The 22,824-nt window shown below is 55.7% G+C and carries 19 protein-coding genes and 1 tRNA gene; 12 read left to right on the top strand and 8 right to left on the bottom strand.

Annotated elements, in window-relative coordinates:
* Positions 1-42 precede the first annotated feature (42 nt).
* Complete coding sequence (locus Ga0123462_RS08360; protein WP_100265879.1) at positions 43-765, bottom strand: YebC/PmpR family DNA-binding transcriptional regulator; 723 nt, start codon at positions 763-765, stop codon at positions 43-45.
* 176 nt (positions 766-941) lie between these two features.
* Here Ga0123462_RS08360 and Ga0123462_RS08355 point away from each other — a divergent pair, with 176 nt between their 5' ends.
* Together Ga0123462_RS08355 and Ga0123462_RS08350 are read left to right on the top strand one after the other, a co-directional pair.
* Complete coding sequence (locus Ga0123462_RS08355) at positions 942-1,391, top strand: hypothetical protein (protein ID WP_100265878.1); 450 nt, start codon at positions 942-944, stop codon at positions 1,389-1,391.
* Between the two features lie 15 nt (positions 1,392-1,406).
* On the top strand, positions 1,407-1,619 hold the full coding sequence (locus Ga0123462_RS08350; protein ID WP_100265877.1) for a hypothetical protein: 213 nt from the start codon (positions 1,407-1,409) through the stop codon (positions 1,617-1,619).
* A gap of 40 nt (positions 1,620-1,659) precedes the next feature.
* Here Ga0123462_RS08350 and Ga0123462_RS08345 read toward each other — a convergent pair whose 3' ends face one another.
* The 7 genes from Ga0123462_RS08345 to Ga0123462_RS08315 form a co-directional block, all read right to left on the bottom strand.
* Positions 1,660-2,130, bottom strand: a complete 471-nt coding sequence (locus Ga0123462_RS08345; RefSeq protein WP_100265876.1) for a hydrogenase maturation protease — start codon at positions 2,128-2,130, stop codon at positions 1,660-1,662.
* Positions 2,127-3,596 carry a Ni/Fe hydrogenase subunit alpha gene (locus tag Ga0123462_RS08340; RefSeq protein WP_100265875.1) on the bottom strand — a complete coding sequence of 490 codons (1,470 nt, stop codon included), beginning with the start codon at positions 3,594-3,596 and terminating at the stop codon, positions 2,127-2,129. Before Ga0123462_RS08340 ends, Ga0123462_RS08345 begins: the two co-directional genes overlap by 4 nt.
* An 11-nt stretch (positions 3,597-3,607) precedes the next feature.
* A complete protein-coding gene (locus Ga0123462_RS08335; protein ID WP_100265874.1) occupies positions 3,608-4,162 on the bottom strand; it encodes an NADH-quinone oxidoreductase subunit B family protein in 555 nt (184 codons plus the stop codon).
* The gene (locus Ga0123462_RS08330) at positions 4,137-4,910 is read right to left on the bottom strand and encodes a 2Fe-2S iron-sulfur cluster-binding protein (protein ID WP_100265873.1); all 774 of its coding nucleotides are present in this window, start codon (positions 4,908-4,910) and stop codon (positions 4,137-4,139) included. The genes Ga0123462_RS08335 and Ga0123462_RS08330 overlap by 26 nt, the downstream gene beginning before the upstream one ends.
* Positions 4,907-6,640 carry an NADH-ubiquinone oxidoreductase-F iron-sulfur binding region domain-containing protein gene (locus tag Ga0123462_RS08325; protein WP_100265872.1) on the bottom strand — a complete coding sequence of 578 codons (1,734 nt, stop codon included), beginning with the start codon at positions 6,638-6,640 and terminating at the stop codon, positions 4,907-4,909. The genes Ga0123462_RS08330 and Ga0123462_RS08325 overlap by 4 nt, the downstream gene beginning before the upstream one ends.
* Before the next feature lie 168 nt (positions 6,641-6,808).
* Positions 6,809-10,696: an ATP-dependent RNA helicase HrpA gene (gene hrpA / locus Ga0123462_RS08320; protein WP_100265871.1), complete on the bottom strand. Its 3,888-nt coding sequence runs from the start codon at positions 10,694-10,696 to the stop codon at positions 6,809-6,811.
* 85 nt (positions 10,697-10,781) lie between these two features.
* Positions 10,782-13,283 carry a cation:proton antiporter gene (locus Ga0123462_RS08315; protein WP_198507325.1) on the bottom strand — a complete coding sequence of 834 codons (2,502 nt, stop codon included), beginning with the start codon at positions 13,281-13,283 and terminating at the stop codon, positions 10,782-10,784.
* Positions 13,284-13,537: 254 nt separating this feature from the next.
* Between Ga0123462_RS08315 and Ga0123462_RS08310 the strand changes: the two genes are divergently transcribed.
* From Ga0123462_RS08310 to pheT, 10 genes are all read left to right on the top strand, one after another.
* On the top strand, positions 13,538-14,104 hold the full coding sequence (locus Ga0123462_RS08310; RefSeq protein WP_100265869.1) for a YqiA/YcfP family alpha/beta fold hydrolase: 567 nt from the start codon (positions 13,538-13,540) through the stop codon (positions 14,102-14,104).
* A gap of 122 nt (positions 14,105-14,226) precedes the next feature.
* Positions 14,227-14,526: a PilZ domain-containing protein gene (locus tag Ga0123462_RS08305; protein ID WP_100265868.1), complete on the top strand. Its 300-nt coding sequence runs from the start codon at positions 14,227-14,229 to the stop codon at positions 14,524-14,526.
* Positions 14,527-14,563: 37 nt separating this feature from the next.
* A complete protein-coding gene (locus Ga0123462_RS08300; RefSeq protein ID WP_100265867.1) occupies positions 14,564-15,691 on the top strand; it encodes a patatin-like phospholipase family protein in 1,128 nt (375 codons plus the stop codon).
* A gap of 97 nt (positions 15,692-15,788) precedes the next feature.
* Positions 15,789-15,863 (top strand) — tRNA-Val (locus tag Ga0123462_RS08295).
* 121 nt (positions 15,864-15,984) lie between these two features.
* Complete coding sequence (gene thrS, locus Ga0123462_RS08290) at positions 15,985-17,889, top strand: threonine--tRNA ligase (protein WP_100265866.1); 1,905 nt, start codon at positions 15,985-15,987, stop codon at positions 17,887-17,889.
* 56 nt (positions 17,890-17,945) lie between these two features.
* A complete protein-coding gene (gene infC, locus Ga0123462_RS08285; RefSeq protein WP_232726416.1) occupies positions 17,946-18,449 on the top strand; it encodes a translation initiation factor IF-3 in 504 nt (167 codons plus the stop codon).
* A 70-nt stretch (positions 18,450-18,519) separates the two neighbouring features.
* Entirely contained in the window at positions 18,520-18,720 is a 201-nt protein-coding gene (rpmI, locus tag Ga0123462_RS08280) for a 50S ribosomal protein L35 (protein WP_100265864.1), read from the top strand.
* Between the two features lie 24 nt (positions 18,721-18,744).
* Positions 18,745-19,101 (top strand): 50S ribosomal protein L20, encoded by a 357-nt coding sequence (rplT, locus tag Ga0123462_RS08275; RefSeq protein WP_100265863.1) that lies wholly within the window; start codon positions 18,745-18,747, stop codon positions 19,099-19,101.
* Between the two features lie 196 nt (positions 19,102-19,297).
* Entirely contained in the window at positions 19,298-20,368 is a 1,071-nt protein-coding gene (gene pheS, locus Ga0123462_RS08270) for a phenylalanine--tRNA ligase subunit alpha (protein ID WP_100265862.1), read from the top strand.
* A 1-nt stretch (position 20,369) separates the two neighbouring features.
* Positions 20,370-22,742, top strand: coding sequence for a phenylalanine--tRNA ligase subunit beta (gene pheT / locus Ga0123462_RS08265; protein WP_100265861.1), 2,373 nt, complete (start codon positions 20,370-20,372; stop codon positions 22,740-22,742).
* The last annotated feature ends 82 nt before the right edge of the window (positions 22,743-22,824 follow it).

Raw genomic sequence — 22,824 nt, 5'->3', positions numbered from 1 at the left:
GGGGAAAATCCGGGGCCTTTTTTCTGAAGGGGATTACAAAGTCTACTCTGCCAGTTCAGCGTTGTGGTAAACGTTCTGCACATCGTCGCAGTCGTTGAGCATGTCGAGCAGCTTCTCGAAGGTGGCCGCATCCTCACCACTGATGGTGACCGCGTTCTGTGGCACGTAGGAGATGTCCTCCACGTCGAATTCAAGGCCGGGCATGGCATCAAGCAGTGCGGTGCGGGCGTTGTTGAATTCGCTGCTCGGGGCAAAAACAGTAATGATGCCACCCTCATGCTCGATGTCGGTCACATCGACATCGGCCATCATCAGCGCCTCCAGAACCGCATCCTCATCATCACCCTTAAAGGAGAAGATGGCGAGATGGTCGAACATGTGGGCAACCGCACCGGGCCCCCCGAGCTTGGCATCGTTTTTGGTGAAGCAGAGGCGCACGTCGTTGAAGCTGCGGGTACCGTTATCGGTGAGGCAGTCGACAATCAGCATGGTTCCGGCGGGGCCGAAGCCCTCATAGCGCGTGCTTGTAAAATCCTCGCCACCGGCGCCGCTCGCTTTATCGAGTGCCTTGTCGATGATGTGTCCCGGCACCTGATCCTTTTTCGCTTTCTCCATCAGGCGGCGCAGGGTCAGGTTGGTATTCGGATCGGTGCCGCCGTTCTTGGCGGATACATAGATCTCACGGCCATATTTCGAATAGACCTTGGTCTTGGCTGCGGCCGTTTTGGCCATCGATGCCTTGCGGACTTCAAATGCTCTTCCCATAGCTGGTAACTCTCTCTGCTCTGACTGGATTGGCGGCGAAAGGTAGCAATTCGTCAGCGCTCACGCCAGAAGGGTATGGATCGTTGTGTTACAGCTTCATTTTAAAACAGACCGATATAGTATAATATAGTGAATGGGTACCCGTTCACCTGAAGCGGAGTAAGTCAGGAGCGCCGATGATCAGGCTGGAAATGATTCGCGGCAAACTGATTATGCTCGCCATTGTCATGGTTGCGGCCGTTCTTGTTGCCACGGCCAGCGTGGTCTGGATTCTCTACCAGACGTCAATCACCGAAACAGCCGAGCGGCTTACCGAAAGCGTGCAGAGCCATGCCAGAATCATGGAAACGATTGCAGAGCACGACCGACAATATCAGCTAGACCTTGAAGACAGCCATGATAGCGCGCTGGACCAGATCAGGCGGGCGAACGAGCAGTTCCAGTTCGGCCATGGCGGCGAATTCACGCTGGCCAGAGAAGAGGGGAATCAGATCGTCTTCCTGCTCAGAAACCACCAGGAAGGCATGGATATTCCTAAGCCAGTTTCATTTTCTGAATCAAACCATGCTGAGCCGATGCGGCGGGCACTGAATGGGGAGTCGGGCTGGATGATTGGCCGTGATTAGCAGGGCGTCGAGGTGATGGCAGCCTTTGAACCGGCCAGAACCCTCAACTACGGCATTGTCGCCGTGGCCGATGTGGTGGAGGCAATAAGCAGCCACCGCCCATATCGCCCGGGACTGGGCATCGGTGTGGCCCTGGATGAGATCAGGTCGAAACGTGGAGCGCAGTTCGATGCCGAGGCTGTGGATGCCTGCCTGAAACTGTTCGAAGAGAAGGATTTCGAATTTTAACGATGCTCTATCACGGATAAAACCGGATATAAGGCCTGGATCACCCCCTGTGAAGGCTGCGCCAGGATTCAGCATAGGGGCTCTTACACAGGTTCCGGATAAACAGGCTGGCCGCTTCCAGGTTCTCCGAAGCATCGCTACTCAGGGCTTCACCGAGTTCGAACTGGTAGCCGCGGATGCGCATCAGGAAGGCGGGCGGGGCATCTTTTCCATAAACGGTGTGGAAGGCGTGTAGCAGGGCATGCGGCGTCATCGCATGGCTGGTGTAGCTGTCATCCTTCTCGGCTGAAATTTCCGAGAAGTGGAAAGGGGCAACGCACGATGCATCGGCATCAATGAAAAGGATCGCATCGCGGCCGGTTAAATCGGTGACATGCTCCACCTGCAACTGCATATCATCCTGGCACTCTATGCCGGGAATATTCTCCGCCTGAATGGCAGCAACAAGCTCCGGGCCGAGCGCATCATCGCCGCGACCCGGGTTGCCATAACCGAAGATCAGGATGTTCAAAGTGTCCGGGTAATCGAGCCGTTTGACCCTTTGGCGACGCGATCGACCATGCGCCCGTCAGGCGCGAGAAGCTCGACCACCAGCGGCATCTTGCCAAGCGCATGTGTGGCACAGGAGAGGCAGGGGTCGTAGGCGCGGATCGCAACTTCCAGATGATTCAGCAGCCCCTCGGTGATCTCGTTGCCATCGAGATATTCGTTGGCTACCGAGCGCACCGATTCATTCATTGCCTGATTATTGCTGGTGGTCGATACGATCAGGTTGGCCTTTTTGATCGTGCCATCTTCATTGACCTTGTAGTGGTGGAACAGGGTGCCGCGCGGCGCTTCAATCACGCCGATGCCCTCCTCCTGTTTCTCGCCCTTAGTGATCAGGTCGGTGCCGAGGATATCGGGGTCGAGCAGCAGTTCCTGAATCGCCTCGGCGCAGTGGAGTACTTCGATCATACGCGCCCAGTGGTAGGCGAGCGTGTCGTGCACGAAGCCGCCTCCAGCGAACGCCTTGAAACGCTGGCGTGCACTTTCCGCCAGTGGTGTGGAGATAAAATCGCAGTTATTGATACGCGCCAGCGGACCGACGCGGTACCAGCCGTTGTCACGGCCGAGTTCGGTGAGATATGGGAACTTCATGTAGCTCCACGAGCGCACCTCTTCACGGATAATGTTGTAGTAGCCGCGGTAGTCGAACTGGTCGAAGATGTTGCCGCCGTCGGGGCGGCTGGCACGCAGTCCGCCGTGGTAGAGTTCCAGCTCTCCGTTTGTGCCGACCATGCTGAGGTAGTTGCTGATGAGCCTGCCGAAACCGTGGTTCTCCGGATGCTCCATGTGGATCTTTTCGTTCAGCGCCACGGCATCCGCCGCCCAGCCGAGGACGTCGTCGATATCGCCAAGCAGCCGGTCGCGCTCTTCGATAGTGAGCGACTTGTTCATGCCGCCCGGCACGGTGGCCGCACCATGCACACGTTTACCGGCGATCACCTCGATCACCTGCTGCCCGTACTTGCGCAGCCGTACACCCTTGAGTGCCAGATCGGGGAAATCCTCGATCACGCCGACGATGTTGCGGTGTTCGAGATTGGAGCCGAAACCGAAGAGCAGATCGGGTGATGAGAGATGGAAGAAGTGCAGCGCATGGCTCTGCAGTGTCTGCCCGAAGTGGAGCAGTTTGCGCAGCTTCTCGGTGGTAGGTGTCAGGTCATAGACGCCGACCAGCTGGTCAACCGCCTTGGCCGCCGCCAGATGGTGCGAGACAGGGCAGATTCCGCACAGTCGCTGCACGAAGTAGGGGACCTCCCAGTAGGGTCGTCCCTGAATAAACTTTTCGAAACCGCGGAACTCGACGATATGGAAGCGCGCCTCGCGCACATGGTTTGCCTCATCGAGCAGCAGCGTGACTTTGCCGTGGCCTTCGACGCGGGTGACCGGATCGATGGCGACACGGCGCAGGTTTGACTGGTTCTGTTCCATTTCCTGGTTCCTCAATCGTAATGCAGCATGCTCTTGGGCAGGCTGGGCTCTTTTCCTTCGAGAAGGTCGGTCAGTACCTTCACAAATGCATCGGCAGATGGTGGGCAGCCGGGCAGGTAGTAGTCCACCTTCACTACCTCGTGCAGCGGATGCACCTTTGATAGCAGCAGTGGAATCTCCACATCATTCGGAATGTGCGGGTTATCCACGCCGATCATATCGAGGAACGCCTCTTCCAGGCACTCCTGAAGGGTGAAGTGGTTGCGCATGGCAGGCACGCCGCCGTTGATGGCACAGGCGCCAACAGCGATCAGGATCTTGCAGTTCTCCCGGAACTCCTTGAGCACGTGAACATTATCTGCATTGCAGAGTGCCCCTTCGACAAGCCCGATATCGCAGGGATCGCAGTGCTTGATATCATTGATAGGGGAGCGGCTGAACTCAACATGCTCAAGTAGCCCTACAATGCGTTCATCCATATCGAGGAATGACATGTGGCAGCCGAAGCAGCCGGCCAGTGAGGTCGTGGCAACTCGAACTTTAGACACCGTAAACACCTCCCTCATTTGGATCGCGCTCTTCACCCTCATCGTGATGCGCACTCTTCTTCAGAATGACCTCTTCGAGATCGGTCTCGGCGACAGAGTGCAGGTCGAAGGTGCGTCGACCGATCGGCACCTCATATCCGTGATCCTTGATCAGGATCGCACCGACCGGACAGATATGGGCGGCCAGATCATCCAGTTCGATATCGGAGTCGCCCAGCTTGCCGGTGGGTGAGTTGACAATCAGATGGCGTCCGGTGCCACGACCTGAAATGGCGAAGACATCCTTGCCATCAATCTCCCGACTGGCGCGCACGCAGAGTTCGCACATGATGCAGCGGTCACGATCGATCACCAGCGAGGAGTGGGAGGCATCCACCTCACGGCGCGGATAGAACTGCGGAAAGTGGCCATCGAGCATGTCCAGATGGTATGCCACCGCCTGCAGCGTGCAGTCGCCGGTCTTTTCGCATGATGGACAGAGGTGATTGCCTTCGACGAAGAGCATCTGGGTGATTGTCTTGCGAACCTTTTTGAGTGCAGGGGTATCGTTTTCGATCTCCATGCCTTCACTTGCCGGCATCGTACAGGAGGAGACGGCGCGGCCGTTGACATCGACGGTACAGAGTTTGCAACTGCCATGAGGGCTTAGCCCCGGCCTGTGGCAGAGGTGCGGGATATAGATGTCTGCAGCCAGTGCTGCATCCATGATGGTCTGCCCCTCCTCGAAGGGGACTTCTACGCCATCGATTTTAATGAATTTACTCATAGGTGTGCCTCAGCATCATCACGGTGTGTAAGTTGCCGGGCCTCTTCAAGCGATGCATCCAGATTGAACTCCGGTTCCATCTCCTGATGCAGCAGGCGTGCTTCAAACAGTTCAGGGAAATATTTCAGACCGTCACGGATCGGATTAGGCGCCGTCATGCCCAGGCCGCAGTGGGAGCGGCGGGATACCAGTGCTGCGGTAGCTTTCAGCTCATCAAGGTCATGGGCAGTGCCGTGGCCGCTGGCAACCTTGTCCATGCCGTTTTTCAGCAGTGCCGTACCGACACGGCACGGGGTACAGAAACCGCAGCTCTCATGCGTGAAGAAGCAGGTGAAGTTGCGAATCACCTCCAGCAGGTTGCGGGAGTGATGGAAGATCATCAGAGAGCCGCCGGTGGCGAGATCTTCAAAGGCGATATGGTGATCGAAGTGGGACGGATCAACCAGTCGACCGGAGGGGCCGCCAACCTGTACCGCCTGCACCTGCACCGCACCGCAATCCTTCAGGATATCGTTGATCGAGACACCGAAGGGGTATTCGTAGATGCCGGGGCGTGCGCAGTCTCCTGAGACGGACAGAATCTTGGTGCCTCGTGATTGCCATGTGCCTGCTCCACGGAACCAGCGTTCACCATGAAGTACGATCGCAGCGGCGGCAGCCAGCGTCTCGACATTGTTGACCACGGTCGGTTTGCCCATGTAGCCGTGGGTAACGGGAAATGGCGGACGGATGCGCGGATTGCCCGGTTTCTCTTCCAGCGATTCGATCAGTGCGGACTCTTCGCCGCAGATATAGGCGCCGGCGCCAACCACGATCTCAATATCGAAATCAAAACCCTCGATGCCGAGTATCTTCTCGCCGAGGAGGCCGGCTTCACGCCGTTCGGCAAGCCTATTCTCCAGCCGGTCAAGCAGATAGCGGTATTCGGCACGCAGGTAAATATATCCCTGTCTGGCACCGATAATGCGGCCGCAGAGAGCCATGCCCTCAAAAACGGCATCGGCATAGGAGGTCAGCAGTACACGGTCCTTGAAGGTTCCGGGCTCGCCCTCATCTGCATTGCATATGACATAGCGGGTATCGCCCGCCGCCTCACGGCAGAATTGCCATTTCTGGGCCGTGCTGAAGCCGGCACCGCCGCGCCCCCTCAGGTCGGAGAAGCGGATTTTCTCAAGGGCGGCATCGGCACCACCTGCTTCAACTGCATGCAGTGCAGCACCCGGGGTAAACGACTCTTTCAGCAGCAGATCGGAACGGTGGATGTGGTTGTTGATCTCAAACCACTCTGCAGGCCACTGTTCTACAGGGGTTGCAGCCTCTATGAGCTTTGCGATCGCCTCGATTCGACTGCCGTCCAGTGAGTGCAGCGGACGGCCGTTGACAAGCAGCGAGGCGCCATGATCGCACATGCCGATGCAGGAGGTCTCGCCAATACTTACTGCTCCGTCACTTCGTGTTTTGTCGGCTGTGACATGCAGCAGTTCGCACAACTGGCGCATCAGGGACGGGCTGCCGCAACTGGTACAGTTGCTGAACAACAGATCGTATGTTCCGCGAGGCTTGCTATGGAAGAAGGCGTAAAACTCCCTGACTGCTTCCACCTGTGCGCGCGGCAGCTTCAGCTTTTCAGCGATGCTGTTCACCGCCTGATCTGAGATAAAGCGGTGCTCTTCCTGATGTGCATGCATTACATGCAACAGGTGCTCGGGTGGCTGAGTATTCATGGTCATAGGATTCAATTATAGTGGATTGGACGATGTTTTGTCAGAGGGGATTCTACTCCTCCTTTTCTCTACTGTGAAGGGGGCATGCTGGTTTGACCGGGAACTTCGCAGCGATAATTACGGGTATAAACAGGCTGGGGCTATAGCTGCACCTGAAAGCCCGGGAAGATCTGCCTAACGGAGCTCCTGCCAGAGCGACTCCAGCTTCTTGAGCGAAACCGGTACGCTTGTTTTCAGCTCCTGTGCAAAGAGGGATACGCGCAACTCTTCAAGTAGCCACCGGAAGGCGTCGATGGCAGTGGTATCGCCCTTCGTTTTTTGCAGGGTTTCAAGTCTGGCAGCACAGTGGCTCCAGAGTTGTGCGATGGCGGCGGTATGCTGGCCATCCTGCTTCAGATTGCGGCCGGCTTTGCCAAGCCGGATTTTGGCCGCCTCGATGAAGCGGGGGTAGTGGTAAAGCCATTCGGCGGGTGTTGCGGCTACGAAGCCGGGGTAAACCAGGCGTAGAAGCTGCTGCCTGATGTCATCGACCACGGGCTTGAGTTGGGGGGACCTGCTCGCTGCAAGTGCTGCAATTAGCTCGGTGTGGGCAGTGAGGGCTGTGCTCACGCAATCGGCCAGTTTCCTGGCATTTGCGACGATATCCGCTCTCCCCCGGTCAAGACGGGCAAGGAATGCCTCCTCGCTGCGAGGCAGAGGGTCGGTCATGAATGTCGCATCGAATGCGGCTGAAATCAGTTCATCCTTAAGTGTTGCGGGATCGGCAATCAGGGCATACTGCAGGGCCAGTTTCTGCAGCTGCGGTGTACTCTTCTTCAGCATCTCCACCTGCTGGTGCAGGTGCAGCATGAAGAGCCGGCAGAGGCCTGTGCGCATGCTTGCTTGTGCTTCATGGCGGCTTTCGAAGATGCGTATGGCGACACTGTTGCCGCAGTCACAGAGGGCCGGGAAGAGCACGATCTGTACCCCCTTGCGCACCACCTGAATCGCTTCCGAAAGATCACCGAGATCCCAGCGGGTGATCCCTTCGCGCTGAATCTCTTTTGCCGCATCGAGCGACTGCACGCTGCTGCGACTGGCTTCGGCAAACTGCTGCTGCAGCGCGATCAGGTCATTGCCAATGGCAACGGTCTTGCCGCCATCGCCGATGATGCGGAACTTCATCTGCAGGTGGAGCGGCAGCGCCCCGTTGTTCCAGTCGCTGTGGTACGGTGTTATGCCGGTCATCGTTCCAAGTGTGCGGGAAAATTCATCAAGCAGATTCCCCTCTCCGAATGCCATGCGTTCGGCAGCGGCTTTGGCGAACTGCGGCGCGGGAACGAAGTTCCGCCTGAGCGACTTGGGCAGCCCCTTGATCAGCGCGACGAGCTTCTCCTCCAGCATGCCCGGTACCAGCCAGTCAAATCGGTTCGCATCAAGGCCGCCGAGCGCCGCCATCGGCACGCTTACGGTGACGCCATCGGCCTTGTGAGTCGGATCAAAGTGATAGCCGAGTTTCAGCTTCGCCGGCCCGTCGCTGAAGTAGTCCGGGAAAGCCGTGTGATCGACCTCTGCATCCTTATGATGCAGCAGGGTATGACGGTCGAGATAGAGCAGTTGCGGCTTTTTCTGCTCCGCCTGTTTGCGCCACTGTTCGAAGAGCTTGCCGCTATGAACACCCTCCGGAACGATGGCATCGAAGAAATCGAAGATGGCCTGCTCCTCGGCCAGCAGATCGCGTCGCCGTGATTTGGCTTCAAGCCCCTCAAGTTCGCTAACCAGGCGGCGGTTGTGCTGCATGAATTTTGCATGCGTGCGATATTCGAACTGCACCAGAGCATGGCGGATGAAGAGTTCGCGACAGAGTTTCGGATCGACAGGACCATAGTGAATATGGCGTCTTCCGATAATGGCAAGGCCGTAAAGGCTTACCTTTTCATAGGCCGCTACCTGTGCCCGTTTTTGTGACCAGTGTGGTTCGCTGTAGCTTCGTTTGAGCAGGTGCGGTGCAAGTCCCTCCAGCCAGGCCGGGTCGATGGCGGCAGCAGTACGGCCATAGAGGCGGGCGGTTTCAACAAGCTCGCCGCATACCACCCATTTCGGCTGTTTCTTAAAAAGAGCGGAGCCGGGGAAGAGTGCGAATCTCAGGCCGCGGGAACCGAGATAGTTGCGTTTTTCCTGATCGTAGAGGCCGACATGGCTTAGAAGGCCCGCGAGAAGGGCGCGATGGATCTCATCGCTGCTGGCAGGCTCTCTGTTTGGCGTCATCTTCATTTCGCGCACCAGCCCGAGCAGCTGGCCGTGCAGGTCGTGCCACTCCCGCAATCGTATATAGGAGAGATAACGTTCATGGCAGAGCTTGCGCAGTTTGGAGCGGGAGAGGTGACGCGCCTGCTCGTGATACCAGTTCCAGAGCTTCAGCCAGCCGATAAAGTCGGATGCCGGATCTGAAAATAAGCGGTGTTTCTCATCGGCTTGCTGCTGCATATCCATCGGCCTCAGGCGCGGATCCTGCACCGACAGGGCTGCGGCGATGATCAGCAACTCATGCAACGAACGTTCACGATCGGCCTGCAACAGCATGCGGCCGATACGCGGATCGACCGGCAGCCGCACAAGCCTCCTGCCGATCGGAGTGAGTCTCTTTGCCTCATCGACCGCCTGCAGCTCTTCGAGAAGCAGATAGCCATCACGAATGGCCCGTTTGTCCGGCGCATCCATGAAGGGGAACTTTTCCAGATCGCCGAGTCCCAGGTTGCTCATCTGCAGGATCACACTGGCCAGATTGGTGCGGCGAATTTCCGGATCGGTCTGAGCAGGGCGGTTGTTGAAATTATCCTCAGCATATAAGCGGATACAGGTGCCTGCAGCAATGCGTCCGCAGCGTCCTGAACGCTGGTTGGCCGAGGCCTGCGAAATCGGCTCGATCGGCAGCCGCTGCACCTTGGTGCGGGCGCTGTAGCGGCTGATGCGTGCCAGCCCCGAGTCGATGACAAAGCGGATGCCAGGCACGGTCAGGGATGTTTCCGCCACATTGGTGGCGAGCACGATGCGGCGCCCCTTGTGTGACTGGAATACGCGATCCTGTTCGGCAGGCGAGAGGCGGGAGAGCAGCGGTATGATCTCGGTGTCACGCATGGTGTGGCGATGCAGCACCTCCGAGACTTCCCGGATTTCCCGCTCGCCCGGCAGGAATACGAGAATATCACCCAGCGGGTCCGCTCCTGCCAGTTCATCCACTGCCTCGACGATTGCATCCGGTAGTGCCCGATCCTGCTCATCCTCATCTCCCTGAAGCGGTCGATAGTGGATATCGACCGGATAGCTGCGTCCGGAGACCTCAATGACGGGGGCATTGTTGAAGAAGGATGAGAAGCGTTCCGTATTGATTGTGGCGGATGTAATGATCACTTTAAGCTCGGGACGATGAGGTAACAACTGCCTCAGGTAGCCGAGCAGGAAGTCGATATTGAGGCTGCGCTCATGCGCTTCATCGATGATGATCGTGTCATAAGCGAGCAGTTTCGGATCACTCTGAATCTCGGCCAGCAGGATGCCGTCGGTCATCAGCTTGATGTAACCACTCTTTTTTGTCTGGTCGGAGAAACGCACCTTGTAGCCGACATGTTCTCCGATCCGGCTGTTCAGTTCCGTGGCGATGCGCCCGGCCACAGAGCGGGCTGCAATACGGCGTGGCTGGGTATGGCCGATCTGGCCAGCAACACCTCGCCCCAGCTCAATGCATATTTTGGGGATCTGTGTGGTTTTACCCGATCCTGTCTCACCTGCAATGATCACTACCTGATGGGCCTTTATCGCCGCTGATATTTCGTCACGCTTTCCCGATACCGGCAGCTCTTCCGGATAGGTGACAGCAGGTCGGTTTTCGGTGCGCCGGCTGAAGCATGCAGTGGATGCAGCGATCTCTTCGGCCAGTTTGGCAAGTGAGCGGTCAACGGGTTTCCCCTGTTTGTGACGCTGCCGTAGTCCGTGCAGCCGTTTGGAGAGGCCACGGCGATCGGTCAGCATGCAGGTTTCCAGCTGTGCGGTGAGGTCGTTAATGGTTTGAAGGTCTCTGCCCATAGGAGCGCGGCAGTATATCGGATTGCGGCTTCAGCGCACCCTCAGTCTGGTTGCCTGATGTTGATCAGTATTAGGCTGGAGAGGCTCAGTCCTGTTTGTTGAGCGTGTAGTGGTTTCGCAGTTCTGCATCGCGATCTGCCAGCTTTTTCGCCAACTCGGGCTCATCTTCCAGCAGATCCTGCAGGTCATCGCGATCGAGAACATTGACCACGCTTGGAATCATCGCTTCCACCTCGGCTTTCAAAAGATCGGCCATCACCGCATCTTTATCCATCAGTGCTCTTTCGCCGAAAAACTCGCCTGCCATCAAGGTCCCCTCATGGCTGGATCCATTCAGGTCGAAGGAGATGCGTACTACGCCGCGGGCAATGATAAACAGGCTGTCGCTTGCCTCATCAAGGCGCACGAGAAACTCGTGCTCGAGCAGGCTTCTGGTTTTTACCAATGCTGCAATCAGTTCGAGTTCCCTGCGCTCCAGTGTCGAGAATAGCGGCACCTGCCGCAGCATGCTGACCGGATCGTTGTGGATCGGCTCCACCTGTTGACCACGCAGGGCGCTTAACTGCCGGGAGATTTCACTCTCAATATTCTTGGCAATCCCCTCGGGAAGGATGCCCTGTTCCGCCTTCTGTTCTGCCGTTTCAAGCTCGGTCAAAAGGATCATGCGCTGCCCGAGCCTTTTCTGCATCGAGGTGACGAACTCCGGATACTGCTCTCCCACCCGGTAGAGTTGCTTGGTGGCCAGTTCATGCCATGCGTGGTATTTTTTTATGACCTCGTCGGCGGCCTCTTCACTCATGAGTTCGCTTTTTGCGAGTTTTTTCAATGATTTGATAACATGCCTGCTACCCAGAAAATGGGCCCATATCTGTTCATAATCGCGAATAATGCGGGACATGCGCATCTTCTCGGCGACCGGCATCAGCCAGGGCATGGCATCGGCCATGCGAAAGAATGTCTGCTCGAGCGCCCGTTTGATGCGGTGGGAGTGCACGTGCTCAAAGGCGCCGTTGTAGCGCAGGGCATCAATCTGCATATTCAGCACCAGCGACAGCTCCCGGAAAGCACCTTCGCTGATGTGTCCCTGATTGTACATTTCGGTATAGAAACCTTTCTCCTCTGTAAGAGCACGGAGATAGAGCAGGTTCACTTCATTCAACTTGTCCATCTCAGTGGCCCGCAGTTGGCCGATCTGCTGCATGGCCGAGCTGATGGCATGGTCACACTCTACGGTCAGGTTATGGGCTATTCGGCTTGAGAAGAAGCCACCCTCCTTAAGCCTGGGCAGCTGCTTCATCGCCCGTCGCCTGGAGACCAGGCCGAGTTCAATAAATGCAAGCCGGTCGGCAAGCGGCGGAATATCAAGCCCGAATTTTCGCATAATCGTTTCGATCGAGAGCCCCTGTACCAGCAGGGTAAAGAGCACCGCTCCCATCACCATGGCGACAAAGAGATCGGAGTACTCAAAATTCGGCAGGCTGAGTACGATTGCCAGCGCGATGGCGCCGCGCAGCCCGCCCCAGTACATGATAAACTGGTAGGGAAAACTGATCGGCCGCGAACCGGGTAGTCGCCCGATCAGTGGAATAAGCAGGAATACCACGATTGCCCGCGCCACCAGCATGGCCAGAACAACCCAGGCAAGCATATCGAGTGTCTCCCACAGGGCATTCAGATCCACCTTCATGCCGACCAGCAGAAAGAGCAGCGCATTGGCGATAAAGGCAAGAAGTTCCCAGAAGTGTTCCAGATAGATGCGAACCGATGCGGAGATACGGATGCGTCCCCAGCTTCCCAGCATGAGTCCGGCGCCGACTGTGGCCATCACGCCGCTGACATGAAAAATCTCTTCAGCCAGAAGGAATGAGAGGTAGGCAAGTGCAGTGGTCAGGCCGATTTCGATAAACGATTCCGACTCGATCCAGCCGATAATCTTACCGGTGAGGTATCCAAGTCCTATACCAACCGCCAACCCGCCGAAGAAGAGGACGAAGAAGCTGACAATGCCGCTGGCGACCGAGGCATCACCATTATGCTCGATCACCATGCCGACCAGAATGCCGGCCACAACGATTGAAGTAGCATCGTTAAAGAGGCTCTCGCCTTCGATCAATGTGTTAAGGCGGTCCGGAGCGCCGATCTGGCGGAAGATCGAGATTACAGCGACCGGATCGGTGGCGCTTAAAATTGCGCCGAGAAGAAGTGCGATGGTAAACGGCATGGCCGTTGCCCACCAGAGAATGCCGCCGATCACGAAGGTGGAGATCAGCAGTCCAGGCACTGCCAGCGTCATCACCGGCCCGATATTATGGATCAGCCGCCGGGCATCGAGGTTGTAGCTGGATTCGAAGATCAGGGCGGGAAGGAAGACGTAGAGAATGATATCCGGGGATATCTTCAGCGCCTGGAAAATCGCGAAACTGTGTGGATATATCTGAAAAAGTGAGTTCAGGGCAATGCCGACCAGAACCAGAAGAATGGTAAATGGCATGCGGACACGCTGAGCCAGAAACTGTATAAACAGTGCAACGAGAAGCAGGCTGAAAATACTCCATACGACGGCACTGACCAGAGAGGTGTGTTCCATATCCTTATCATAGACCATGGCGGCTGTTAGCTTAAGCGGAAACAGCTGTGGGTTGGGCTAATATGAGTCGCAATTTAAGGCGGTGCTTCCAGTTGAATGCGGCGCTGCTATACTGAAAACAGTCGCCTGTCTGAAAAAATGTTCAATGGGCAGGCAGGCGACTTCCTTAAGCTGCTGCTGTTTCCAGTGATCACGGCTGTAGTTCGGGGCCTTTGCCGGCAGTAGCAGTTTCCCCGAGGCAAACGGAGGGTGTCATGAAGGTGATTTATCTGCATGGATTTGCCAGCTCCGGAGAGAGCAGTAAAAGCAACTGGTTGCGCGACTATTTTGCTGGCGGTGCAAATGAATTTATCTCACCCGACCTGCCCAACAAGCCTGGTGAGGCGGCACTGTTCCTGGATGGTTATCTGGCTGACTTTGCAGATGAGGCGGTTTGTCTGATCGGGACTTCACTTGGCGGTTTTTTTGCTGCCTGTTATGGCGGGCGATTTGGCTGGCCTTGCGTATTGATCAACCCTTTGGCCGATATCGACGACCTGACCGGCTCAGCTATGGGTGAAAACACCAATTTTGCCACAGGTGAGCGATTTATCATGGATCAGAATGACGCCGACATGCTGACCGCTATGAGTGAAGCACTGGATGTCGGAAAGGTTCAATCACTGCTTCTGCTCGACAAGGGAGATGAGTTGCTCGATTATCGCAAAGCTCTGGCGCGCTATGGTGAATCATCTCAGGTACACCTTTTCGAAGGCGGCTCCCACCGCTTCGATCATCTGCCTGAGTCAATTTCGGAGATCATGGCACTCACAAGCTGCTAAAGAACCGGGGTTTCATTTCTCACTGATATTTTTTATTAGACATCCGGCTAGCTATCGGTTTCCAATATTTACTCTATAATGAGGACAGGAAGTTTATTGCTGGACCATCGGAGATGGGTTAAGTGTTTGAAAAACGTAAAGAAAAACGCCTGATTGTACGTGATCTTACCAAGGGGGAGCTCTATCACCCCGGCACAGGTCAGTATTTCACAGTGGAAAAGGTGCGGGATGTATCATCAAAGGGCGTGGGCCTGAATGTTAACGGCTATCTGCGCCAGGGAGAGCAGGTGCGCATCGGGTTTAAGCATGGGCGCACCCATCTGCAGATGTACGGGCATGTAGCCTGGTGCTCACAGGCGATGGATGACTTATCTGACGGCGATGTTAAGAGCAGCTCATTCATGATGGGGATCAGCCTGTAACCGGGGACAGGGCTCGGTGCGCTGTGGAGGGGGAGCAATGCAATACGATCTCATATTTGAAGGCGGCGGGGCCAAGGGCTCGGTGTTTGTCGGTGCCATGGATGAATTTACCTCGCGTGGCCATACCGCAAGACGGTTTGTCGGCACATCCGCAGGTGCAATCACTGCAACATTGATGGCGGCAGGTTTCACGCCGGCCGAAATGCTTGCGGCAGTGAACGAGAAACAGGCGGATGGCTCGCCCCGTTTTGCCAGCTTCATGGACATCCCTGAATCGTTCGAAGAAAAGGATGTCCGTGAGAGCCTGACCTGGTCGATACTGGATAAGGCCAGCCCCTCTTCCGAAGGTCTGTTGGCGCGGATGGTAGGCAGAACCAACGAAAAAATTGTTGCACAACTGATGAAAGTGGATGCCTACCGTGAGACCTTTTCATTTCTGGAGCGCGGCGGTCTCTATGAGGGGCGGAAATTTCTCGAGTGGATGGCCGAAAAACTGGATAGCAAAATAGCAGGATTAGGAAATGCCACTTTTGCGCAGTTTCATGAGAAAACAGGAAGTGATCTGAGTCTTGTCGTGACTGATACGGCAGCGAAGGAGATGCGGGTTCTCAATCACCGCACCGCACCCGACTGCCCTGTTGCATGGGGCGCCCGCATGTCGATGAGTATTCCGTTTGTCTGGCAGGAGGTGCGCTGGGACGCTTCGTGGGGAGAATATATGGGGGAATCGATCGCCGGTAACACCATTGTCGATGGTGGCGTACTCTCCAACTTTCCGCTCAAGCTGCTCACCTCAAATGATGAGGCGGTAAAGGCGATCATGGGTGACGAGGATCCCGATGAGGTAGCGAACCTCGGCTTCATCATTGATGAGTCGTTGCCGGTTCCAAACTCAGGAGATGCAGCGGCGGCAGGGGAAGCTGAGAATGGTGGCATGCTGGGCAATATCAAGCGGATCAAGACCGTTCATCGCATCACCCGTCTGGTCGATACCATGACCGATGCGCACGACAAGCTGGCCATTCTGGCGCATGAAGATCAGGTCTGCCGCCTGCCTGCAAAGGGTTACGGCACCACGGAGTTCGATATGAGCCAAGAGCGACTCGATGCGCTAGTCGAAGCCGGCCGCCAGGCGATGCGCTCCTATTTTGAGGCACGCAGATAAAACTTTAGGGCTTGATCTATCTCGGTACTCTGCTGGCTTGACCGCAAGAGGGGGGATCAATACGATTCGCCGCCCTTGCAAAAGGGTTACCCAGAATAGGCTCGTAGCTCAGGGGTAGAGCACCACCTTGACATGGTGGGGGTCGGCGGTTCGAAACCGCCCGAGCCTACCATTTCCTAGCCAGTGCAAATGGAAACTAGGGTCGGACTGATTCCAATCAGCCCGGCCCTTTTTATTTTCAGGGCCTTGGCGCTAGGATGCAGCGCCTACACGCTTGGAGGATCACCACTGCCATGAACATTAATCTGCCTGACGGCTCATCACGCACCCTGAATGAGGGCGCAACCGCCTATGATCTTGCCGCCGATATCGGAGCGGGGCTGGCACGTGCAACGATTGCCGCTACGGTGAACGGAAATCAGGTGGATGTTTCCCATGTATTGCGTGATGGCGATGCCGTGTCCCTTATTACCGAGAGGTCTGACGAAGGGCTTGAGATTATCCGCCACTCCACTTCTCACCTGATGGCGATGGCGGTGCAGGAGCTTTTCCCGAAATCACAGGTAACCATCGGCCCTGTGATCGAGGATGGCTTCTACTACGACTTCGCATTCGACCGCGCTTTCACCCCTGACGATCTGAGCAAGATCGAGGATAAGATGCGTGAGATTTCCAATCGCAAGCTCGATATCAGCCGGGAAGAGTGGGACCGCGATGAGGCGATTGCACATTTCGAATCCCTTGGCGAGATATACAAGGCGAAGCTGATTGGTCGAATCCCTGCCGGTGAGACCGTGAGTCTCTATAAGCAGGGTGAATGGTCCGATCTCTGCCGTGGCCCGCATGTGCCGAATACCTCCATTCTCAAGCATTTCAAACTGATGAAGGTGGCTGGTGCTTACTGGGAAGGCAACTCCGACAATGAACAGCTGCAGCGTATCTACGGTACCGCTTGGGGATCCAAGGGGGATCTTAAGGCCTACCTGACCCGCCTTGAAGAGGCAGAGAAGCGCGACCACCGTAAGCTTGCCAAGGCGCTGAATCTGTTCCACCTGCAGGAGGAGGCGCCGGGCATGGTGTTCTGGCATCCGAAGGGGTGGAGCGTCTGGCAGACGGTGGAGAACGAGATCCGGCAGGTGATGCGCGATAACGGTTATCTGGAGATCAAGACGCCGCAGGTGGTCGATCGCAAGCTGTGGGAGAAGTCCGGTCACTGGGACAAGTTCCGCGACGATATGTTCACCACCAGTACCGATAACCGTGAATACGCCATCAAGCCGATGAACTGTCCGTGCCATATTCAGGTATTCAACCAGAATCTGCACTCATACCGTGATCTGCCGCTCAGGCTGGCCGAGTTCGGCTCCTGCCACCGTAACGAGCCATCAGGAACACTGCATGGCCTGATGCGTCTGCGTAACTTTGTGCAGGATGATGCCCATATCTTCTGTACCGAAGGGCAGATTCAGAGTGAGGTCTGCAATTTCATCGATCTTACCTATGAGGTTTATAAACGCTTCGGTTTTGAAGACGTCATCATCTTCCTCTCCGATCGCCCTGAAAAGCGCGTTGGCACCGATGAGCAGTGGGACAAGGCGGAGTCATCTCTGCATCAGGCGCTGCAGTCGAAGGGGATCGAGTACGGCCTTAATCCGGGTGAAGGCGCTTTCTACGGCCCGAAGATCGAGTTCTCACTGAAGGACTGTCTGGGCCGTGTCTGGCAGTGCGGCACAATCCAGGTCGATTTCTCAATGCCGGGCAGGCTCGATGCGGAATACGTGGCTGAGGATTCTTCACGCCAGACGCCCGTGATGTTGCATCGCGCGATTCTCGGATCGATGGAGCGCTTTATCGGTATCCTGATTGAGCATCACGAGGGTAAATTCCCGTTCTGGCTGGCACCGGTTCAGGCTGTGGTCTGCAATATCACCGATTCGCAGGCCGAATATGTCTCTGAATTGACGCAAAAGTTGCTGAATGCGGGATTTCGTGTAGATATGGACTTGCGAAACGAAAAGGTCGGCTATAAAGTGCGCGCCCACACTTTGGAGCGGGTGCCGTTCATTCTTGTTGCCGGCGATCGGGAACGCGATGAAGGAACCGTGAGTGTACGTGACCGCAGCGGTCAGAATCTCGGTACTTTCAGTGTCGATGATTGGATCGCGAAGATGCACGAGATGCAGGCTGATCACGCATAGAGTGTTGAAAAGAAAGACGTTTTTGGAGATTTAAGGAGTCTTGTATTAAAAAGGAATTGCCAATCAACCTGAATATCGACGCCCGCGAGGTTCGAGTGGTTGACGATACAACAGGTGAGCAGCTGGGAGTGCTTGCACTGGCTGAAGCAGTAGCAAGAGCAGAAGCAAAGGGTCTCGACCTTGTGCTGATGGCAGCAAAAAGTAATCCGCCGGTCTGCAAGATCATGGATTACGGCAAGTACAAATACGAGCAGAGCAAGAAAGCCAACCTTGCAAAAAAACGTCAGCATGTGATGCAGGTAAAAGAGGTGAAGGTGGGTGCCAACACCGACGCGCATGACATGGAAGTGAAGATGAAGGCAGCGAAGAAATTCCTGTCTCAGGGTAACAAAGTGAAGGTTTCACTGCGTTTTCGGGGTCGTGAGATGGCTCACACCAGTCGCGGTCTGGACCAGATGAAGTTTGTGGCAGCACAGGTTGAAGAGTTTGGTAAACCTGAAAAGATGCCGAATATGGAAGGGCGACAGATGATCATGATCATCGCGCCGATTAAGAAATAAGAGTTACTCTCCGTGGTGTAAAAGGCCCCGGAGGGGCTTTTTATGTTTATAAGAGAAGGAAGATAGAATCATGCCTAAGATGAAATCAAACAGTGGTGCAGCGAAGCGCTTCTCCAAAACCGGCAGCGGCAAGTGGAGGCGCAATAAGGCTTTTTCAAGCCATATTCTGACCAAGAAGTCACCGAAGCGTAAACGTAATATGCGCGGTACTGAAATGGTATCAGCTGCAGATTCAAAAGCGCTGGAACGTCTGGTTCCAGGTCGCGGTTAAGTAGTTTTAGGTTAGGAGAGAGATATGCCTCGCGTTAAATCCGGAGTTCAGGCGCACGCCCGCCATAAGAGCGTTATCAAAGCTGCAAAAGGTTACCGTGGTCGTCGCAAGAGCTGCTTCCGCGTAGCAACCCAGGCGGTTGATAAGGCGCGTCAGTACGCCTATCGCGACCGTAAGGTTAAAAAGCGTGATTTCCGCAGCCTGTGGATTGTTCGTATCAATGCGGCTGCTAAAGCCAATGGTATGAACTACTCAACCTTCATGCATGGTCTGAACAAGGCTGGCATCGAGCTGGACCGCAAGGTTCTGGCCGATATCGCGGTTCGCGATGCTGATGGTTTTGCGAAGCTGGCAGAAACAGCTCGCACACAGATTCAGTAAATAGACTTATCCGGTTTCGACCGGTCATAAGTGGATGATGAAATCGAAGGCAGGGCTGTTCGCAGTCCTGCCTTTGTGTTTTTATAGATGCGGCCTCAGAGCGTCCTGCCTTCGGCCTTGGGCGCATGGCGAAAAGTGTGGTTGTCACCATGCTTGCTAAAGCCACCCATCCAAGGGTGGATAGGGGGAGTAATAGATGAGTGAGATTGAATCTCTGAAGAGTCAGCTGGAGGTGCTGCAGTCCAAGGCGCTGGATGCGTTTTCTCAGGCAGCAAGCCTGAATGATCTGCAGCAGCTGCGTGTTCACTATCTTGGCAAGAAGGGCGAGTTGACCGAAGTGCTCAAAGGCGTGGGTAAGCTGCCACCCGAAGAGCGTCCGGTAATTGGTCAGTTTGTGAACAGAACCAAACAGGCATTGGCTGAAGCGCTTGATCTTGCTGAAGCCGAGCTTGCAGTGAAAGCGAAGAGTGAGCGCATTGAAGCTGAGCGTATCGATGTGACACTGCCTGGACGAAGCTCCCCGCGCGGAGCGCTGCACCCTGTACAGAAGGGCCTGGACGAGATGACCGAAATCTTCTCGCAGATGGGCTTTCAGGTTGCCGAGGGGCCAGAGGTCGAGGATGAGTTCCACAACTTCGATGCGCTGAATATCCCGCCGGAGCATCCGGCACGTGCCATGCATGACACCTTTTTCATCAAGAATGCGGGTGACCAGCCGCTGCTGCTGCGCACCCATACTTCGCCGGTGCAGATTCGTGCCATGAAACGTTTTCTGGAAGAGGGGCATGAGCCGCCGCTGGCCGTGGTTGCGCCGGGGCGTGTCTACCGCTGCGATTACGATGTGACTCACTCGCCTATGTTTCATCAGGTTGAAGTATTCAAAGTTGACCGCAATGTCTCCATGGCGCATCTGAAAGGCGTACTTAAACATTTCCTCTCCACCTATTTTGGCAAGGAGGTTTCGATCCGCCTGCGTCCGCACTATTTCCCGTTTACCGAGCCATCCGCTGAGGTGGATATCGGTTGCGTGTTCTGTTCCGGTAAAGGTTGCCGTATCTGCAAGAACAGCGGCTGGATCGAGGTGTTGGGTAGCGGCATGATCCATCCGCATGTTTTGAAGTCGGTCGGTATCGATTCAGACGAGTACTCCGGATTCGCGTTCGGCCTCGGTGTGGAACGGCTGGTGATGCTCAAACAGGGCATTCCGGATCTGAGGCTCTTTTTTGAGAATGATGTTCGATTCCTGCGCAGAATGGGGGCGATGTAAGATGAAAATTCCATTTTCTTGGTTGAAGAAACATGTTGAACTTACCAAGTCGCCTGCAGAAATCGCAGATGATCTGGTGCGTCTGGGGCATGAGGTTGAGGGTGTCGAAGAGCCGCGTGCTGCGGTAAAAGGGGTGCTGGTAGGCCATATCCTCTGCAAAGAGCCACATCCCGATGCCGATAAACTGAGCCTGCTGAAGGTTGATGTTGGGCAGGATGCTCCGCTGGCTATCGTTTGCGGCGCTTCAAACATGGATGCTGGTGACAAGGTTCCCGTCGCCACTATCGGCACTTGCCTTCCCAACGGCTTGACCATCAAGAAGGGAGCGATCCGCGGACAAACCAGCTTCGGTATGTGCTGCTCCGAAACCGAACTCGGCCTTGCCGATGAGTCGGCAGGCCTGCTGATTCTTCCCGAAGATGCACCGGTAGGGTGCGAGGTGGGTGAATATCTCGGGTTTGAAGAGGCGGTGATTGATCTCTCCATTACCCCGAATCGAGGCGACTGCATGAATGCGCGCGGAATTGCCCGTGATCTGGCCGCTGATGGCGATCTGAAGCTTGCAGAGATCGATGATGTTGCGCTTGCGCCGGATGGCGCCGTTTCTGCGCCCTCGATCAGCATCGATAACGAGACGGACTGCCCGCTCTATCTTGGCCGCCGTATTGAGGGTGTAACGGTGCAGGACTCTCCGTCCTGGATGCAGGCCGGGTTGATCATGGCAGGCATGCGTCCGGTCAATGGTATCGTCGATGTGCTTAACTATGTCATGCTCTTTTTCGGCCAGCCGATGCACGCTTTTGATGCCGATAAGTTGAACGGCTCTGTCTCTATTCGTTCGGCGATGAAGGATGAGCCCTTTGCTGCACTCGATGGCCGTTCACTGAAGCTTCACGCAGGTGACCTGGTGGTGAGTGATGCATCCGATGTGATTGCGCTTGCCGGTATCATGGGCTCCGAGCCGTCCGGTGTGACCGAAACAACAACAAATATTTTGCTGGAGTCGGCTTTCTTCCGCCCTGCACGTGTAAGTGAAACCCGCCGCTCGCATGCGATGGTTTCCGAGGCTTCCATGCGTTTTGAGCGCGGGGTTGATCCTCAGATGGTGGCCACCGCCATGCAACAGGCGACAGCAATGATAACCGATCTGTTCGGAGGCAAGGCGGGTGAGTTAACTGTGTGTGGCAGTAGTGACAATATCAATGCCGGCAAGACGGTTCACTGCTCTGTAGCCAAACTCGAAACGAGACTCGGGGTGGAAATACCCGAATCGGTAGACGATGTGCTCCGCCGAATGGACTTCGGCATTGCACGCAGCGGTGATAAGCTGGAGGTGCAAGTGCCACAGTTCAGGCACGATATCTCGATCCCGGAGGATATCTCTGAGGAGTACGCGCGCGTAATCGGCTTTGATGCCATTCCTGAGGTTCTTCCTGCACTGGCAACGACAGCACCTGCCAGAAAGGATACCTCGATCCATGAAGCGGTAGCCGGCGGTTTCCTGCAGGTAGTGACCTATGCATTCATCTCTCGCGAAGAGCAACGCCTCTTCGTGGACAATGACGGTGCGGATATTGAGCTTGAGAACCCGATCTCCGATGCGATGAGCGTGATGCGCCGCAGTCCCTGGCCGGGCCTGCTCAATGCAGCGAAATACAACCTGAATCGCCAGCAGGCGGGAGTGGCTCTTGCTGAGCAGGGGCGTACCTATATGCGCACAGCCAAGGGTAACAGTGAGCGCAATGTTCTGGCCTGGCTGATGACAGGTGAGGTGGAGTCCGATGCATGGTACGGCAGTGCCAGGAGTGCCACATTCTTTGATCTTAAGGGGGCAGTGGAGTCCTGGCTTGCAGGTCGAGGACTTACTGGCCGTTTTATCGCTGATGATTCCATTCAGGGGCTTCAGGCAGGCCAGAGTGCGAAGATCCTCATTGGTCGCAACGAAGCTGGCCGTATCGGTCGCGTCGATGGCGATATTGCCGAGAAGTTCGATATCGATGCTCCGGTCTTCGTTGCAGATATCGATCTGGATGCATTGCATGCAGGAAAACAGGCGAAGTTTATGGCGTTACCGGAGTTTCCGGGGGTCGAACGTGATCTGGTATTCCTGATGGATCGCAAGGCGTTCGTCCATGGAAGTGGAAACGATGCCATCCTGCAGCAGGTTAGAAAGGCTGGTGGTAAACTGCTCACTGATGTGAGTATCTTTGACCTCTATGAAGGTAAGGGGGTGCCGGAAGGGATGATCAGTGTAGGTGTCCGTTTTACCCTGCAGGATCCTTCCCGTACACTGACCCAGCAGGACTCCGATGCCACTTCCAAGGCGATTATCAATGCCATGCAGAAAATGTTTAGTGCGGCCCTAAGGGGTTAATCTTGGGTTGCGCTCACCGAGCATCCTCTCCCCGGGTTTTTAGCGTTTGGCAAGCGTGTGGTTTTGCTGCACTTGCAAAAGC

Source organism: Mariprofundus ferrinatatus, from assembly GCF_002795825.1.
Taxonomy (GTDB): Bacteria; Pseudomonadota; Zetaproteobacteria; order Mariprofundales; family Mariprofundaceae; genus Mariprofundus; species Mariprofundus ferrinatatus.
Note: the sequence above shows the minus strand (reverse complement) of the source record. Positions and strands in the feature narration are given on the sequence as shown.

Bases quoted from the DNA above. Each gene is read 5' to 3' on its own strand.
- Ga0123462_RS08350 (WP_100265877.1), top strand. From the start codon at position 1,407: ATGGCAGCCTTTGAACCGGCCAGAACCCTCAACTACGGCATTGTCGCC.
- Ga0123462_RS08330 (WP_100265873.1), bottom strand. From the start codon at position 4,910: ATGAGTAAATTCATTAAAATCGATGGCGTAGAAGTCCCCTTCGAGGAG.
- hrpA (WP_100265871.1), bottom strand. From the start codon at position 10,696: ATGGGCAGAGACCTTCAAACCATTAACGACCTCACCGCACAGCTGGAA.
- Ga0123462_RS08360 (WP_100265879.1), bottom strand. From the start codon at position 765: ATGGGAAGAGCATTTGAAGTCCGCAAGGCATCGATGGCCAAAACGGCC.
- rplT (WP_100265863.1), top strand. From the start codon at position 18,745: ATGCCTCGCGTTAAATCCGGAGTTCAGGCGCACGCCCGCCATAAGAGC.
- rpmI (WP_100265864.1), top strand. From the start codon at position 18,520: ATGCCTAAGATGAAATCAAACAGTGGTGCAGCGAAGCGCTTCTCCAAA.
- Ga0123462_RS08310 (WP_100265869.1), top strand. From the start codon at position 13,538: ATGAAGGTGATTTATCTGCATGGATTTGCCAGCTCCGGAGAGAGCAGT.
- Ga0123462_RS08315 (WP_198507325.1), bottom strand. From the start codon at position 13,283: ATGGAACACACCTCTCTGGTCAGTGCCGTCGTATGGAGTATTTTCAGC.
- Ga0123462_RS08325 (WP_100265872.1), bottom strand. From the start codon at position 6,640: ATGACCATGAATACTCAGCCACCCGAGCACCTGTTGCATGTAATGCAT.
- Ga0123462_RS08300 (WP_100265867.1), top strand. From the start codon at position 14,564: ATGCAATACGATCTCATATTTGAAGGCGGCGGGGCCAAGGGCTCGGTG.
- thrS (WP_100265866.1), top strand. From the start codon at position 15,985: ATGAACATTAATCTGCCTGACGGCTCATCACGCACCCTGAATGAGGGC.
- pheT (WP_100265861.1), top strand. From the start codon at position 20,370: ATGAAAATTCCATTTTCTTGGTTGAAGAAACATGTTGAACTTACCAAG.
- pheS (WP_100265862.1), top strand. From the start codon at position 19,298: ATGAGTGAGATTGAATCTCTGAAGAGTCAGCTGGAGGTGCTGCAGTCC.
- Ga0123462_RS08340 (WP_100265875.1), bottom strand. From the start codon at position 3,596: ATGGAACAGAACCAGTCAAACCTGCGCCGTGTCGCCATCGATCCGGTC.
- Ga0123462_RS08335 (WP_100265874.1), bottom strand. From the start codon at position 4,162: ATGAGGGAGGTGTTTACGGTGTCTAAAGTTCGAGTTGCCACGACCTCA.
- Ga0123462_RS08355 (WP_100265878.1), top strand. From the start codon at position 942: ATGATCAGGCTGGAAATGATTCGCGGCAAACTGATTATGCTCGCCATT.